A 15,366-nucleotide genomic window follows, 5' to 3' on the forward strand; every position below is an offset into this window, starting at 1 on the left:
GCGCCTATTCACAGGTTTTTCAGGACGCTTTCAAGGTAAATCATGCATATCCATATTCTCGGCATCTGCGGCACTTTTATGGGCTCGCTGGCCGTGCTGGCCAAGGAGCTCGGTCACCGCGTGACTGGTTCCGACGCCAACGTTTACCCGCCCATGAGCACCCAGCTGGAAGCTCAGGGCATCGAACTGACCCAGGGCTATGACGCCGCCCAGCTCGATCCTGCACCGGATCTGGTGGTGGTTGGCAATGCCCTGTCGCGCGGCAACCCGGCGGTGGAATACGTACTGAATAAGGGCCTGCCCTATGTCAGTGGCCCGCAATGGTTGGCTGACCACGTGCTGCAAGGCCGTTGGGTGCTGGCTGTAGCCGGCACCCATGGCAAAACCAGCAGTTCGAGCATGTTGGCCTGGGTACTGGAGCATGCCGGCATGAGTCCGGGCTTTTTGATTGGCGGGGTGCCGCAGAACTTCGGCATCTCCGCACGTTTGGGCGGCACCCCGTTCTTCGTGGTCGAGGCCGATGAATACGACAGCGCCTTCTTCGACAAGCGCAGCAAGTTCGTGCACTACCGTCCACGCACTGCGATCCTGAATAACCTGGAGTTCGATCATGCGGACATCTTCCCGGATCTGGCGGCCATCGAGCGGCAGTTCCACCATCTGGTGCGTACCATTCCGGGCGAAGGTCTGATCATTCATCCGACCACCGAGCCGGCGCTCAAACGGGTAATCGAGATGGGCTGCTGGACCCCGGTGCAAACCACCGGCGAGGGCGGCCAGTGGCAGGCGCGTTTGCTTAGCGCCGACGGTTCGCGCTTCGAGGTGAGTTTCGAGGGTAGAACCGCAGGTGTGGTGGATTGGCAGCTGACCGGCCAGCACAACGTCGCCAATGCCCTGGCGGTGCTGGCGGCGGCGCGGCATGTTGGTGTGGTGCCGGAGCTAGGCATCGCTGCACTGTGCGGCTTTATCAACGCCAAGCGGCGCATGGAAACGGTCGCGGAAGTGAATGGCGTGACCATCTTCGATGACTTCGCTCACCATCCGACGGCGATTGCCACCACCCTCGATGGCCTGCGCAAACGCATTGGCGACGCCAAACTGATCGCCATTGTCGAGCCGCGCTCTAATTCGATGAAGCTCGGTGCGCACCGCGATGGTTTGCCCGAATCCGTGGTGCAGGCCGACTCGGTGTACTGGTACGCGCCACCGAACCTGGGTTGGGACTTGGCCGGTACTGTGGCCAGCTCGACCGTACCGACCCAGGTCTGCGATTCCCTGGAAGCGATCATTGCCGGGGTAAAAGCCGAAGCAGCGCCTGGCACTCAGGTGGTGGTGATGAGCAACGGCGGCTTTGGCGGCCTGCATGGCAAGCTGGCGGCCGCGCTATTGGGGCAAGAACTCGGCGAGCATCTTGGCCAAGATCTACCCCTTAGCATGGGTAGTGGCAACGTGGTTCCTGGGCCATGGATCAAAGGAGATTAAATGAGCGGTCCTGAACGCATTACCTTGGCCATGACCGGCGCTTCAGGCGCTCAGTACGGTTTGCGCCTGCTCGACTGCCTAGTGCGGGAAGACCGCGAGGTGCACTTTCTTATTTCCAAGGCTGCGCAGCTGGTAATGGCTACAGAAACGGACGTCAGCCTGCCGAGCAAGCCGCAGGCTATGCAGGCGTTTTTGAATGAGTACACCGGTGCTACGCCGGGGCAGATTCGTGTGTATGGCAAGGAAGACTGGATGGCCCCAGCGGCCTCCGGTTCCGGTGCACCCTCGGCGATGGTGGTGGTGCCGTGCAGCACTGGCACCTTGTCAGCGATTGCCTGCGGCGCCTGCAATAACCTGATCGAACGCGCGGCGGATGTAGTGTTGAAGGAGCGTCGTCAGTTGATTCTGGTGCCGCGTGAGGCTCCGTTTTCCAGCATTCATCTGGAGAACATGCTCAAACTGTCGAACATGGGCGCAACCATCCTGCCGGCTGCGCCGGGCTTCTATCACCAACCGCAGACCATCGATGACCTGATCGACTTTGTCGTGGCGCGCATCCTCAACTGTTTGGGTGTGCCGCAGGACATGCTGCCGCGCTGGGGCGAGCACCATCAGATTACCCCGGATGAATAAGCCACTGGTGCGTTCCACCGTCGCTGTGCTGTTGAGCCTGACCCTCAGCAGTTGCGCTACTGTGAGTACCCTGGATGCGGCCAAACCGGGCGCACCGGTGGTGTATGCCGGCACGCGCCTGGATTGGTATGCGCTGCAAGGGGGCTGCTGCGCCACTGAGCGTTTTGGCGCTGAAGCGCCGGCGTATCCGGCTGTCGATCTGCCGGTCAGCGCGTTGCTCGATACCCTGTTGCTGCCGCTGTCCCTGGCGACGGCCATTGGTCTTAACCTGGGCGTCAGCGGCGGTTTGTGACGGGCCTCAGGCGTCCGGAATACTGGCCTCTTTACCCTGCCAGGTAGTTGCCAATGGCCAGTGCTCTAGATTCTGCGCCGGCCCCGGCTTGGCGAACAGGTAGCCCTGAAAGCGTCGGCAGCCCATGCCTTGCAGGGCGTCATACTGTTCCTGGGTTTCCACCCCTTCGGCGGTTACGGCCAGGTTGAGGTTGGCCCCTAGCGCCAGGATGGTGCGTACGATAGCGGCGTCGCTGGGTTGTTCGAGCAAGTCGCGGACGAACGATTGGTCGATCTTCAGTTGGTCCAACGGCAGTCGCTTGAGGTAGTTCAGCGAGGAGTAGCCCGCGCCGAAATCGTCTAGTGCCAGATGCACCCCGCGCGCTTTCAGTTGGCTCATCTTGCCGATAAGCACTTCCACATCTTCCACCAGCTGGCTTTCGGTCAGTTCCAGTTCCAGGCGCTGCGGGTTCGCGCCGCTTTCGGCGAGGGTCGCGAATACGTCTTCAACAAAGTCGGGGTGGTGGAACTGCCTCGCGCTGACGTTGACCGCCAGGGTTAGCTGCGCCAGCTGTGGATGCGCGGCCCAGGCCACCCAGGGGCAGAATCAGCCCAGTGCTTTCTGCCAGCGGGATAAATTCCCCCGGCGGCACCAGCCCGCGCGTGGGGTGTTGCCAGCGCACCAGGGCTTCTGCACCGATCAGCTGTCCTTGAGCATCTACCTGGGGCTGGTAGTGCAGGATAAAGTCGCGCTGACCGAGGCTCTGGCGCAGGTCGCTTTCCAGGCTGGCGCGTGCGCTGACTTCTGCCTGCATTCGTGGATCGAAGAAGCGCATGCCGTTGCGCCCGGCAGCTTTTGCCTCATACATGGCCATGTCGGCACGTTTGAGCACCTCATCGACCTTGTCGTATTCCGCTGGAAACAACGCAATGCCGATACTGGCCGTACTGGTGTGACTTCTCCCCTTCAGGTTGTAGGGGGAGGCCAATGCGGCAACGATCTTGTTGCCGACCTTTTCGATTTGACGCACTGCCTGCTCAGGCTTGAGGTTTAGCCCTTCAAGCATCAGGACAAATTCGTCCCCGCCCAGGCGCGCCAAGGTGTCCTGGGCGCGGACATGACTATTCAAACGCTCGGCGACTTGCTGCAGCAACAAGTCACCCATGTCGTGACCTAGGGTGTCGTTGAGGTTCTTGAAGTTGTCCAGGTCGATAAACAGCAGTGCGCCCTGTTGCAGTCCGCGCGCATGTTTGGCCAGTGCCTGTTGGAGTCGGTCGACCAGCAGGCGGCGGTTGGGTAGGCCGGTGAGCGGGTCGTAGAAGGCCAGTTGATTGATTTTTTCGAGGTTCTTCTTGTGTTCGGAGATGTCCGTGGAAATCCCACACAGAGCGTAAATTTTGCCGGCGCTGTCGCGTAGCGGCAGCTTAATCGATAGAAAGGTGTGTTCGGTATTGCCATCCAGGCTGCGGTTGATCTCTTCAGTCTGTACGCGTTCGCCAAGTGTGAGTACGCGGCGATCGTTTTCATGCAGGTTGGTGGCCGTATCGATATCGAAAAACTGTTCGTCATTCTTGCCAATGATCTGCTCTAGGGTTTGCCCGAACAGCTCGCAAACCTTGCGGTTGGCGTATTGGTAACGCAGCTGTGCGTCCTTGATATAGATATAGGCTTCGACGCTTTCGAGGATGGTGTTCAGGCGTTGTTCGCTGGCTAATAGGTGACGCGTTTTCTCTCTGACCTGGATGCGCAGCAGTAATGCCCCACCTAGAGCGGCGATCAGCAGCAAAGCCAGGGTCGCCAGCCCCCACCAGATGCTGGTCGGAACCAGCAGTCGTGGCCGCTCGCCGGCCCAGCGTTGCAGGCTCTGGTAATAAATTGAGGACGGAGAGTCTTGCCAATTCAGCAGGTGCTTGTCGATCGCGGTCAGCAGGTCGGCGTTCTGCCCCTTTTGTGTGGCATAGAACAACTGCGCCGGTTGAAACATGATCGAGGAGCTTTGCAGTTGATAGCTGGGCGCATGAAAGTCGCCAAAGCGCTGGTTGGCCACCACAGCGTCGGCTCCTCCACCTGCCACTATTTCGAAGCCCTGTAGCAGGCTCGCTACGCCAATCAGTTGGGCTTTCAGGCCAAAGCTTTTGAGTAACCCTTGCAAATACTCTTCTTGCACCGAACCCTGCAGCACGGCAATGCGCAGGCCTTTTAGCTCGAGTATCGATTTGAGTTGGAGGTCTTCAGTGGTATAGACCTGCGACCAGCTGAATAGCGAAGGGATCTTGTGGAAGTCGAGTAGCTGGGCACGGCTGTCGTTGTAGGCCACATCCGGCATCAGGTCGATTTCACCGCTCTGCGCCAGTTCCAGGCATTCCTGCCATTCGCATGGCCTGGGGCTTAGTTGCCAGTCTTCCTGGCGAGCGATTTCATTCAGCAGTTCACCGAGAATGCCGGAGAGTTTGCCGTCCTGGCCGAGGAGGATTTTCGGTTCGTTGGCGTAAACGCCAACAATCACTTGGCGCGATTGTGCGTTGCTCAGCGTGGCGACCGTGAGGGTGGATGTGATGAGTAGCGCGGTGGCGAGGTGGCGAAATGACAGGCGCTTCATGCGTGGCCAGCTTCCATACGAGAATCCATGAGCTAACGATAGTCAGAATATGGAGTTAGCGCCGGCTGATAATGGCAATTGGCTATTTATGAGCGCTAGTCAGCCCAGCCCTGGTAGATATAAGTCATGGGCCGAGGTCCCTTGAGGTAGCGATTGCTTAGCTCGCCAATCTGAAAGCCACCCGCAGTGATCAGCGCCTTGATATCGCGGTTGAGGTGACAGCCACCGGCAAGCGGCTTCCACAGCGGGGTTAGACGGTTTTGCCAGCGCAGCACGGGCAGCTCGGGTGCCAGGCCGTGCTCGCAGAACAGCAGGCGGCCGCCGGGCTTGAGTACACGGCGCATCTCTTTCAGCGCGGCCACGGCATCGGGGATGGTGCACAGGGTAAAGGTGCAAACGATGCTATCGAAGCTGGCGTCGGCGGCCTGGATTTGCCCCAGTTCCAGGGCAATCATCTCCACCGGGATACTGATCGCGGCGGCGCGTTGCTTGGCCAGTTTCTGCATATCGGCGCTGGGGTCGACGCCGATAATCACGCTGACTTTTTCGGCATCATAGAAGGCCAGGTTAAGGCCGCTGCCAATGCCGATCTCCAGCACCCGGCCATGGGCCTGGGGCACCAGCTGCGAGCGAGTTTTCATCACCGCGCCCATGCCGCAGGCGAAGTCGATCAGATGCGGCAGCAGATAGCGGTCATACAGGCCCAAGAATTTTTCCTCGCGCTACTCAGCGTCGTTGCTGGCGTCGTCTGGCAGGTCGCTGTTGTCACCGCTGACGGCGGCAAAGCACTTGATCAGGTGATTTCCAGCCGTGCCGCTGATGTTCCAAGCGTCGGCTTCACCGTCAAAGCGCGCGGCCACGACCTGGGCCAGGCTGAAGTGCCATTTGCGCAGGGCGCGGCCATCCATGCATTCGATGCTTAGCAGCGGCGCGTCGTCAGCAGGCGGGGTGCCTGCCTGGTGCTGGGCCAATTGTTCCGTGTTGAGGTTGAACTGCCAGGCATGCAGGTCGTCGATTTCCAGCATGTCGGCGTGGCTCAGGGCGCTGATCAGGTCGTGCGGGGTGGTGCTCATAGGTCGATAGCTTCTGTTGTTAGCGGCCGAGTCGGCGCAGTTGGTCTGATTCAATCACTCGGGTACCGGCGTCTTCTTCCAGTGCCAGGCGCCACAGGGCGCGGGCTAGGACGGTGGCTTCGATGCCACGGTACTTGCCCGGCAGCCAGCGCATAAAAGGTGCAGCTAGGCGTTCGCCGAGGCGAAATTCCTGGCGTGCGCCGAGCAGTAGCGAGGGGCGGACGATGGTCAGCTGCGGCCAGTCCTGCGCGCGCAGGGCCTGCTCCATTTCACCTTTGACCTTGTTGTAGAACACCGTGGAATTGGCATCCGCACCTAGCGCGCTGATCACCAGTAGGTGGCGTGCACCGAGGGCGCGGGCGCGTTCGGCGAAGGCAATCACCAGGTCATGGTCTACGCCGCGAAAGGCTTCCTGCGAGCCAGCCTGCTTGATCGTGCTGCCCAGGCAGCAGAAGGCGGTATCGATATTGCCGCTCAGTTGCGGCAGCAGGGCCAGCAGTTCGCCCTGCGGGTTTTCCAGGTGTGCATGCGCGGCCAGCGGGCGGCGGCTGGGGGCCAGCACGCGAGCGACTGTGGGCTCGTTCAGCAAACGGTCCAGCAGGTGCTCGCCGGTCAGTCCGGTGGCGCCTGCGAGAAGGATGTGCTGTGGCGTCAAATACATAGTGTGAAGTTCTCCGCTGATATCAATCAGCTTATCAGGCTGTTGGGTACGCGCATGGCTGTTATGGGTTGACCGCAGATTGCGCTTCAAGTGCATTGCTCAGGGCGCGCTCGGCCTGCTGTTCACGCAGCTTGCGCCACTGTGTGAGTACCGCTTTGGCGGGCCAGATCTGCGGCTCAGAGGGTTCGAAGCCGTCGGTTTTTTCGCGTTCGGCGACACTGGCATGGGCTAGTTTGAAGGCGCGCTGCAGGTCGTCGGTCTGCTGCAGGGCTTCGGCAAACAGGGCGCGGCCGAAGTAGGTGAAGTCGTTTTCCTCCGAGCAACCGAAGGACACCCGATCGGCCCGTGCGGCGGTGATTACCAGGGTTTTTTCATCCTGCAGCTTGGGGATAAAACCGCCGGAGTAGCAGGCCGAAATCACCAGCACCTTGTGCCGATCCTTCAGTGGTTCGAGCAACGCTGCCAGCTCGCTGGCGGGCAGGTCGTCGAGCTGCATGCGCGGCTGGTCGAGGTTCAGTTCATGCTTGGCTGAGCCGTGGCTGGTCAGGTAGATAAAGATCAGATCTTCTTCACCGCTGCGTTCAGCCAGGGCCTGAATGCTGCGGCCCAGGCTGGCACTGGTGGCCAGCGGGCGATCCGTCAGGTGGTCGCGATGGTTGACCAAAGTGATCAGGCCGTGGGCGGCGAAGCGCTCCTGCAGCAGGTTGCCGACATAATCGGCCTCACGCATAAACACGCTTTGCTTGCCGTCACCGGCCAGGGTCAGGGCATACAGCTCGATGGCCGGGGTCGAGGCGGGCAGTTTGGCGATGGCGGCATCGAGCAGCCGGCCTTGTTCCAGCAGGCCGGTGGCCAGTGCGTCGGGTATGGCGTTGCCCTGAGCGTCACGAATCAGCCGGCCGTTCTGCCAGGTGCCGCTTTGCTGGCTGCCATCGGCCAGTGTCAGGCTGCCGATGCCTTGGTATTTGCCGTAGGCAAAGTTGCCTTGATAAACGCTGCCATCGGCCAGGCTCAGACGACCTTCGCCGTGGTAGCTCCAGTCGCTGAACTGGCCGGTGTAATGGCTACCGTCGCTGCCCTTGAATTCGCCTTTGCCAGTCAGGCTGCCATGGGCGAAGCGCCCGCTCCAGACTTCGCCATCAGCGCTCTGATAACGGCCCTTGCCGTGGAACTGGTTGTCGCGGAACTGGCCGCTGTAGAGATCGCCGCCAAGGTTCTTGAAGCTGCCCTGACCATTGAGCTGGCTGTCATCGAATGTACCGATGAACTCATTGCCTTCAGCGTCGGTGAGTACGCCTTGGCCGTCGGGTTCGCCTTTCTTGAACTGGCCCTGGAAGCTGGCGCCGTTGCTCCACTGCAATTTGCCTAGGCCGCTGTACTGGCCCTTGCTGAATTCACCGCGGTATTCCAGCTGGCTGCCTTTCAGGTGGCCTTCGCCGCTGGGCATGCCGTTGGCAAAGCCGCCCTCGTAACGGCTGCCATCGCTGTAGGTGAGGCTGCCCTGGCCATGGAAATCGCCAGCCTGAAATTCGCCGCTGTAAAACTCACCGTGCTTGCTGCGCCATTCGCCGGGGCCGCTGAACTGGCCGTCCTTGAACAGCCCCTGGTAATAACTGCCATCCTTGTAATCCAGGCGGCCTGGGCCTTGCAGCAGGCCATCGACAACCTCGCCACGATAGCGCCCGCCGTCAGGCAGTACGGCATCCGGTGGCAGCAACGGTTCGCCATCGCCGCAGGCGATCAGCAACAGGGCGAGGCTCAGAGGGGCCAGGAGGGCGAGGTGGCGCATGCGGAAAATCCAGGCTGGAAGGTCGTTGCCGAGTATGCCTTATAGCGCCCTGAGTGCCGTGATTGAGCGCACCGGTAGGCACATGAAAATAAGAAAGGCGCACGGGCAGATACCTGTGCGCCCTTGTCCGGCTGCAGTACTTAAACGAAGCAGAGCGTCAGTGGTTCGGCGATATAAGCAGGTTTTTCCGAGCCATCAATCTCCAGCACAACCTTGGCTTTGAGCAGCCATTGGCCGGGGTTCTTTTCGTTGGCATCGGTCAGGGTGACCACCAGACGAACCTTGGAGTTGACCTTCACCGGCTGGATAAAGCGCACGCTGTCCAGGCCATAGTTGACGGCCATCTTCAGCCCTTTAGGCATGATCATGATGCCTTCCATCAGCTTGGGCACCAGTGACAGCGAGAGGAAGCCGTGGGCAATGGTGCTGCCAAATGGGGTGAGTTTGGCTTTTTCTGGGTCGACGTGGATGAACTGGTGATCACCGGTGCATTCGGCGAACTGGTTGATGCGTTCCTGGTCGATGGTCAGCCATTCGGAACGACCGAGTTCTTTACCGATGTAGCTGGGCAATTCGGCGGCGGGTACTGATGTCATGGTTTCTCCTTGAAGACGCAAGTGTTGTTTTTTTTGGGGCGTAAATCCTTCTGCCCTAAGATCATCATGGGTTTGCCGCAGGGTCAAGTGCCTCGTGTACGCGTCGTAACCGTTACGCTATTGCCAGGCAACCGCTGTAAACCGGCCCTTGCCGGGCGCTTCTGCTTATAATGCGCGGCACTGCGTCTGGGATCATACGATTCGGAGATTACCCGTCATGCTGCTTCGTGGCCTTTCCTGGCTGGTGTTGTGCCAGTTGCTCGGCACTGCGCTGAATGTCCTGCTGATTCCGATCCTGCCGGGGCCGATCATCGGCATGCTGCTGCTGTTCGGCTTTCTACTGTTGCGCGGCGAGGTGGGCGAGCCGTTGCAGCAAGCCTCCAGCAGCCTGCTGAAATACCTGCCGCTGCTGCTGGTACCGCCGGCGGTGGGGGTGATGGCCTATGCAGAAGATATCTTTGCCGACTTCTGGGCGATTGCCGGTGCACTGTTGCTGTCGCTGCTGATCTCCATCGTGTTCGCTGGCTGGCTGATGCAGAAACTGATCGACCGCCAGCAACGCCGGGAGGATGCATGAGTCTGGAATGGCATGCCGCCTGGCAGGCATTGACGCACCACCCGCTATTTGGCGTCGGCATCACTCTCGGTGCTTATCAGTTGGCGATTGCCGCTTACGAGAAAACTCGTTTGGTGTTCTTGCAGCCGGTGCTGGTGTCGATGCTCGCGGTGATCGGCATTCTTCTGGCGTGCGGCCTGACCTTTGCCGAATACAAGGACAGCGCCGCCGCGCTGACGCTGTTCCTCGGGCCAACCACTGTGGCGCTGGCGGTGCCGCTGTTCGTCAATCTGCGGCGGATTCGCCAGTTGCTTTGGCCCACCCTGATTACCTTGCTGGTAGCGGGTGTGGTTGCCACGGTGTTGGGCATTACCCTGGCCTGGGCCTTCGGTGCCGAGCAGATCATGCTGATGAGCATGGCGCCGAAATCGGTAACCTCGCCGATAGCCATGCTGGTGGCCAACCAGATTGGCGGGATTGCCGCCCTGGCTGCGGTGTTTGTAATGATCACCGGGATCATTGGCGCCATCATTGGCCCTGCGCTGCTCAAGCGCTTTGGCGTGCATCACCCTGCCGCATTAGGTATGGCTCTGGGCCTGACCGCGCATGCCGTTGGCACCGCACGGGCGTTGCAGGAAGGCGAGGAGTGCGGCGCGTTCTCCGCCCTGGCGATGAGCCTGATGGGCGTATTCACCGCTGTGCTGCTGCCACTGACTATTCTGTTGTGGCTATAAGGAGGCGCCTGTGACCTTACCGCTCTTCCCATTGAATACCGTGCTGTTTCCCGGCTGCATGCTCGATTTGCAGATATTCGAAGCGCGTTATCTGGACATGATCAGCCGCTGCATGAAGCAGGGCCAAGGTTTTGGTGTGGTCTGCATCATTGATGGCGCCGAGGTGGGCGAGGCGGCCGGGCAGTTCTCGGCGATAGGCTGCGAGGCGTTGATTCGTGATTTTCAGCAGCGGCCCAATGGGCTGCTGGGGATTCGCGTCGAGGGTGGTCGGCGTTTTCGCGTGCAGCGCGCTCAGCTGTTGCCGGATCAACTGACTCTGGCCGAAGTCGAGTGGCTGGATGAGCAGCCGGAGCAGCCGCTGGAAGCAGGGCATGCCGACCTGGTGGCGTTGCTCGCTGCGCTGAGTGCTCATCCACTGGTGGCATCGCTGGGCATGCCGAGCGAGCCTGAGGGCCAGGAGGTATTGGCCAATCAGTTGGCCTACCTGTTGCCGCTGGACGCCGAGCAAAAGCTGCAGTTGCTCGAAATTCACGACGTGCAGCTGCGCCTGGAGTTGTTGCAACAGCTGCTGGAGTTGTTGCAGGGCGAGCGTCAGTAACGGTACAGCAGTGCCCCAGAGGACAGCTGCCAGGTGGTGATGCCGCTGAGCAGAGCGATAACTGCCGGTAGTAACAACCACCAGACTTTCCCCGACAACGCCGGCAGTGGCGTGCGCCATTGCACCACAGCCAGGCTCAGTGCGCAGAAACAGGCAGCCAGCATGGCGCCGGCGATGATGTCGCTAGGCCAATGCACCCCCAGGTAAATCCGCGAGCCTGCAATCGCTGCGGCCGGCAGGCTGGCCAGCAATAACCAGGTCAGGCGCATGCGCGGCGGTTGCCCGCGCCCGGCCAGTACCCCAAGCAACAGAAAGAAGGCGAAGGCCGCCGAGCTGTGCCCGCTGGGAAAGCTGAAACTGCCCAGCGGCTCCAGCAGCACGTCGGGGCGGCTGCGAGCGAAAAGCGCCTTCAGCGCGCCGTTGGCCAATGCTGTGCCGAGTAGGGTGCCGATGGCCAGGCATAAGGTTCGCCATTGCCGGGTGGCTAGCAATGCCAGGCACAACAGTACGGCTGCTGCCAGTTGAGTGGTGAAGTCGCCGAGGCGGGTAACCAACACCATCAGGGTGTCCAGCGCTGGGCTGCGATGCTCTTGCACCAAAGTCAGTAGGCCTTGATCGAGCTGGCTCAGGTGCGGCCAGCTGAGCATCAGGCCAATCAACAGGGCCAGGCTTGCCGCCGCAGTCAGCAGGCTGGTGTGCCGTTGACGACGCAGGCTGCCTTGCACGCTAACGCCCACCACCAGTGCAACGCCGGCCCCAATGGCCCCGGCTTGTGTCCAGAAACCTTCTGGCAGCGGCAGGCGCAGCGCTGCACCCGTGGCCCAGCCAGGCAGCATATAGGCGATTGACCACGCGACGCCGGCCAGCAGGCTGACGATAAAAAAGCGCACGAAGGGCATGTCGAACATACCGGCAACCATCGGCAGCATGGGCCGCAGTGGGCCGATAAATCGCCCGACCAGCAAGCTGGCGACGCCGTAACGCACGAAGTAACCGTGGGCGCTGTTCAGCCACTGCGGGTGATTGCGCAGCACAGGCAAGCGGCTGATGTCCTGATGAAAGTAGCGGCCCAAGGCATAGGACAGACAATCACCGAGTAGCCCGCCGAAGAACGCTAGCAGCAGGGTTTCGCCCAGGCCCAGCGCGCCATTGCCAGCCAGGGCTGCTACGGCGAACAGCAGCACGGTGCCTGGCACTAGAAGGCCGACAATCGCCAGGCACTCGCCGCAGGCAAGCAAGAAAATTGCCAGGCCCAGCCATTCGGGGTTGGCGCTCAGCCAGAGGGTCAGGGTGTCGAACCATTGGCTCATCGGTGTTCATCCGTGGGGGTTAGCAAGTGGTAGTCCTGGCCGGCCAACTGGCCGCGCCGTAACGGGTTGCGGGTGCAGTGGCGGGCAAAGGCAGCGTCGACAAAGCGGTAGGGCAAGTGTGCATCGCGGCCATGGGGGATGCCCAGGCGCGCGCATTGCACGATCTGTTGCGGACGCTCGCCGAGGTCTTCGACAAACAGGCGCTGCTCATCGAAAACCTGCGCGTCCCAATCCGGCACTTTCAAGCCCAGGGCTTTGCACAGCAGGGTTTGCCCGGCACAGAGGGTTTCGCGGCGGCGTGGCTTGCCCTGGGCGTCGGGGTTATTCGCCTGCATCTGTGCCAGGGCGTCTGCGCCACTGTATGCGTCCTGCCAGGGGTGGGCGGATTTGATCAGCACCGCATTGCCGGGGCCCTGGGCGCTGAAGTTCAGCGAGTCGCCGCCGCGGGCGTAATACATGTAGATATGCCCGCCATCCATAAACAGTGCGCGGCGTTTGTGGGTGTAGCCGAGGGAGGCGTGGCTGCCTTTCTCGCTCAGGTAGTAGGCCTCAGTCTCGATAATTCGCGCGCTGAGCCAGCGCCCGTCCTGTTTATGGCGGATCACCTTGCCGAGCAGCTCACGGGCTAGCAGGCGTGCGTCGCGGTCGAAGAAGCTGGCCGGCAATGCGCGGCCTTGAGGCCAGGGCAAACTTAGGTTGGGATCGGCTGGCATGCGGTGTTGTGCTTACTCGGCAGGGCATAGGCTGGGGTTGTTGCCGTTTCGGACACTCAGCTGAGCGTCGTTAAGCGGCCCATGATCATAACAATAAGAGTCTGAATCATGTCTGAACGTGCCCGCGTCAGCAGCGCCCATATCAGCCCTAGTGCCCATTACACCGGCTATATCTGGTATCGCCACCAGCTGGCGGATGCAGCCTTTGCCACCGGTTTCGGGCGTTTTGTGCATGGTTTGCTCAGCCCAATCACCTGGGGCGCGCGGGTCGGTTTCGGTCTGGATATCGAGCAATTTCTGCTGCAGCGGCACTTGCAGATCGACGCCCAGCTGACTGCGGCGATTGAGCAGGGTGAGGTGCGTCAGGTGGTGGAGATTGCCTGTGGCCTGTCGCCACGCGGCCGGCGCTTTACCGCACGTTACCCGCAGCTACGTTATATCGAGGCCGATCTGCCGGTGATGGCGGCGCGCAAACGCCTGCTGCTGAATGCCGAAGGTTGGTTGGGTAGCCAGCATCAGGTGCGCGCAGTGGATATCCTCGCCGAGGAGGGCAGCAAAAGCCTGGCGTCGCTGTTCGCCGAGCTTGATCACAGCAAACCGGTGGTGGTGATTACCGAAGGCTTGGTGAATTACTTCGAGCTGGCGCTGATCGAGTCGTTCTGGGCGCGCCTGGCCGATCAGCTGCGCGACTTCCCCCAGGCTACCTACCTAACCGAACTCTACCCGGATCTGCGCGAGCACCCGCGCTATCGCCAGCTGCGCTGGGGCGTCGGCCTGATTGGTCGGCTCACCCGTGGCAACTATCCGCTGCACTACCGCAATGATCAGGCGATTGTGCAGGGCTTTGAGAAGTGTGGCTTCAGCCAGGTTGCAGTGTTCGACCCGAGCTGTACAAGCCAGGCGCTTGGCCTGATGCCGTCGCGCAGTGCTGGGTTAGTGCGGGTGATTGAAGCGCGGGTATAAACGGTCGCGCCAGGACGTAGGGTGTAGCCGGGGCTGAGGTTCGGAGGGGGACGCGGCGCAGGCAAGGTGGGTCGGCTTGAGCTGAACTTGCCGCTGACCCATCCTACGCGCAGGCTGCTGTTGGTAGCGGCTGTGGCTGGAATTGTGTCGCCAGGGCCTGACTGGCCTGCTGGTCGCTGTGCGGGAAGACGAAAGCCAGGCCGTTTGAATCCTGACGCAGGGGTAGCAGGGGCTGGGCGGGTAGGTCTTTGCACAGCAGTTGCCAGCCGCGCATGTCGCGGATAGCTGGCGGATCAGCTTGCAACAGCCCACCAAAGAAACCCAATTCGCTGATATCGACTGCCCATTCGCCGCTCTCGGCATGCTGCAGGTAGGCTTTGCGCTGGCTGGGCGGCAAGCGTGGTTCATGACGTTTTTCCAGCTGCAGAAGTTGCGGGTTGGCCAGCAGGCTGCTGCCTGGGCTGCGGTTTGGCAGGGCTTCGCCGCGCAGGAATGGGGTGTACAGGCTGGCGCAGGCATCACGTTGTTCGAACTGGGCAAGGTGATCAGCGTTGTGGATCAGTGCGCAGCTGGCCTGTTCGCAGGCGGCAGCAAAATGCGCGTGCTCCCATGGCTGGGTGAAGTGGTCATATTCGCCGGCCAGCACCAGAGTCGGGCAGCTGGGGTGCGTATTAAAGCCTTGGAAATCCAGCAGGCGCTGGCTGTTTTGCCGGTAGCGCTCGATATCGGCGGGTGACAGGCGCTGGATCTGCCGCAACAGCGCCTTGCGAAATACCGGAGCCACCCCGGTTTGTTCCAGGCGCAAGGGGTTGAGCAGGCCGGTCAGCGCGCCATGGGCAAAGGCCTCGCAACGGCCTTCGGCCAGCAGTGCCAGACCTTCCTGCAGCAGCAGCCGCGCGCCGGGGCGGCCAAAGGCGGTAATCCCGGCCAGTAACACGCGGGCGCAGCGTGTTGGGTGGCGAGCGGCAAACAGAGCGGCCAGGGCCGAGCCGTAGGACAGGCCAATGGGCATCAGCGGCGGTAGGCCGAGTTCATCGGCGAAGGCGGCGATTAGGTCGGCCAGCTGTTCCAGGCTCAGGTCTGGCACCAGTTGCAGATTGCCGCCCTGGCTGGGCAGGTCGAGCAGAATCACTGGGTGCTCGCCGAGCAGCTCGCTGACCTCGGCAGCAAACGAGCGAAAGCTCTGGAATGCGCCGCCCAGTAGCAACACTGGCGGGCGTGGGTCATGGCTGCGGCAGGCGTAGGCCTGGTAGTGCAGGCGCAGTTCGCCGAGGTGCAGCACCTGCGGAGCTTCGTTGAGTTGTGCGGCGCAGTAGTCGGTACGGTAATGCATGCTGATCCCACCCCGGCGGTCGGCCGCCTGTCTTGCTTTTAATGGCAAGGTAAAC

Annotated in this window: 16 protein-coding genes and 1 pseudogene; 7 read left to right on the top strand and 10 right to left on the bottom strand. The window is 61.3% G+C overall.

Annotation, left to right across the window (positions count from 1 at the left end; genetic code table 11):
* Window positions 1-42: 42 nt before the first annotated feature.
* The 3 genes and pseudogenes from mpl to ACIGEK_RS18520 form a co-directional block, all read left to right on the top strand.
* Window positions 43-1,386 (top strand): annotated as a pseudogene (gene mpl / locus ACIGEK_RS18510) (UDP-N-acetylmuramate:L-alanyl-gamma-D-glutamyl-meso-diaminopimelate ligase); the annotation flags it as partial.
* A 96-nt stretch (window positions 1,387-1,482) separates the two neighbouring features.
* Window positions 1,483-2,115 (top strand): flavin prenyltransferase UbiX, encoded by a 633-nt coding sequence (ubiX, locus tag ACIGEK_RS18515; protein ID WP_397494723.1) that lies wholly within the window; start codon window positions 1,483-1,485, stop codon window positions 2,113-2,115.
* Entirely contained in the window at window positions 2,108-2,407 is a 300-nt protein-coding gene (locus ACIGEK_RS18520) for a YceK/YidQ family lipoprotein (protein ID WP_397494724.1), read from the top strand. Before ubiX ends, ACIGEK_RS18520 begins: the two co-directional genes overlap by 8 nt.
* A 6-nt stretch (window positions 2,408-2,413) precedes the next feature.
* Here ACIGEK_RS18520 and ACIGEK_RS18525 read toward each other — a convergent pair whose 3' ends face one another.
* From ACIGEK_RS18525 to ACIGEK_RS18555, 7 genes are all read right to left on the bottom strand, one after another.
* The gene (locus ACIGEK_RS18525; RefSeq protein WP_397494725.1) at window positions 2,414-2,980 is read right to left on the bottom strand and encodes an EAL domain-containing protein; all 567 of its coding nucleotides are present in this window, start codon (window positions 2,978-2,980) and stop codon (window positions 2,414-2,416) included.
* Window positions 2,892-4,985 carry a diguanylate cyclase domain-containing protein gene (locus tag ACIGEK_RS18530; RefSeq protein ID WP_397494726.1) on the bottom strand — a complete coding sequence of 698 codons (2,094 nt, stop codon included), beginning with the start codon at window positions 4,983-4,985 and terminating at the stop codon, window positions 2,892-2,894. Before ACIGEK_RS18530 ends, ACIGEK_RS18525 begins: the two co-directional genes overlap by 89 nt.
* A gap of 95 nt (window positions 4,986-5,080) precedes the next feature.
* The gene (locus ACIGEK_RS18535) at window positions 5,081-5,692 is read right to left on the bottom strand and encodes a class I SAM-dependent methyltransferase (protein WP_397494727.1); all 612 of its coding nucleotides are present in this window, start codon (window positions 5,690-5,692) and stop codon (window positions 5,081-5,083) included.
* 15 nt (window positions 5,693-5,707) lie between these two features.
* On the bottom strand, window positions 5,708-6,058 hold the full coding sequence (locus ACIGEK_RS18540; RefSeq protein WP_397494728.1) for a DUF5629 family protein: 351 nt from the start codon (window positions 6,056-6,058) through the stop codon (window positions 5,708-5,710).
* Between the two features lie 19 nt (window positions 6,059-6,077).
* Entirely contained in the window at window positions 6,078-6,719 is a 642-nt protein-coding gene (locus ACIGEK_RS18545; protein WP_397494729.1) for an oxidoreductase, read from the bottom strand.
* Between the two features lie 61 nt (window positions 6,720-6,780).
* Window positions 6,781-8,508 (bottom strand): C13 family peptidase, encoded by a 1,728-nt coding sequence (locus tag ACIGEK_RS18550; RefSeq protein WP_397494730.1) that lies wholly within the window; start codon window positions 8,506-8,508, stop codon window positions 6,781-6,783.
* 140 nt (window positions 8,509-8,648) lie between these two features.
* On the bottom strand, window positions 8,649-9,104 hold the full coding sequence (locus tag ACIGEK_RS18555; protein ID WP_397494731.1) for a MaoC family dehydratase: 456 nt from the start codon (window positions 9,102-9,104) through the stop codon (window positions 8,649-8,651).
* A gap of 217 nt (window positions 9,105-9,321) precedes the next feature.
* On the opposite strand from ACIGEK_RS18555, the gene ACIGEK_RS18560 reads away from it, so the two are divergent.
* Genes ACIGEK_RS18560 through ACIGEK_RS18570 form a run of 3 tightly spaced genes read left to right on the top strand, consistent with a single transcriptional unit; the run spans window position 9,322 to window position 10,992 of the window.
* Window positions 9,322-9,681 carry a CidA/LrgA family protein gene (locus ACIGEK_RS18560; RefSeq protein ID WP_397494732.1) on the top strand — a complete coding sequence of 120 codons (360 nt, stop codon included), beginning with the start codon at window positions 9,322-9,324 and terminating at the stop codon, window positions 9,679-9,681.
* Between the two features lie 2 nt (window positions 9,682-9,683).
* A complete protein-coding gene (locus ACIGEK_RS18565) occupies window positions 9,684-10,394 on the top strand; it encodes an LrgB family protein (protein ID WP_397494895.1) in 711 nt (236 codons plus the stop codon).
* Between the two features lie 10 nt (window positions 10,395-10,404).
* Window positions 10,405-10,992: an LON peptidase substrate-binding domain-containing protein gene (locus ACIGEK_RS18570; protein ID WP_397494733.1), complete on the top strand. Its 588-nt coding sequence runs from the start codon at window positions 10,405-10,407 to the stop codon at window positions 10,990-10,992.
* Here the strand turns inward: ACIGEK_RS18570 and ACIGEK_RS18575 are convergent.
* Window positions 10,986-12,302 carry a bifunctional DedA family/phosphatase PAP2 family protein gene (locus ACIGEK_RS18575; RefSeq protein ID WP_397494734.1) on the bottom strand — a complete coding sequence of 439 codons (1,317 nt, stop codon included), beginning with the start codon at window positions 12,300-12,302 and terminating at the stop codon, window positions 10,986-10,988. The genes ACIGEK_RS18570 and ACIGEK_RS18575 overlap by 7 nt on opposite strands.
* The gene (locus tag ACIGEK_RS18580; RefSeq protein WP_397494735.1) at window positions 12,299-13,015 is read right to left on the bottom strand and encodes a DNA-3-methyladenine glycosylase; all 717 of its coding nucleotides are present in this window, start codon (window positions 13,013-13,015) and stop codon (window positions 12,299-12,301) included. Before ACIGEK_RS18580 ends, ACIGEK_RS18575 begins: the two co-directional genes overlap by 4 nt.
* 108 nt (window positions 13,016-13,123) lie before the next feature.
* Between ACIGEK_RS18580 and ACIGEK_RS18585 the strand changes: the two genes are divergently transcribed.
* Window positions 13,124-13,978 carry a class I SAM-dependent methyltransferase gene (locus tag ACIGEK_RS18585; protein ID WP_397494736.1) on the top strand — a complete coding sequence of 285 codons (855 nt, stop codon included), beginning with the start codon at window positions 13,124-13,126 and terminating at the stop codon, window positions 13,976-13,978.
* 103 nt (window positions 13,979-14,081) lie between these two features.
* Here the strand turns inward: ACIGEK_RS18585 and ACIGEK_RS18590 are convergent, their stop codons facing one another.
* Window positions 14,082-15,311, bottom strand: a complete 1,230-nt coding sequence (locus ACIGEK_RS18590) for an alpha/beta fold hydrolase (RefSeq protein WP_397494737.1) — start codon at window positions 15,309-15,311, stop codon at window positions 14,082-14,084.
* Window positions 15,312-15,366 lie beyond the last annotated feature (55 nt).

It is taken from the genome of Pseudomonas sp. NPDC079086 (assembly GCF_044542155.1).
Taxonomy (GTDB): domain Bacteria; phylum Pseudomonadota; class Gammaproteobacteria; order Pseudomonadales; family Pseudomonadaceae; genus Aquipseudomonas.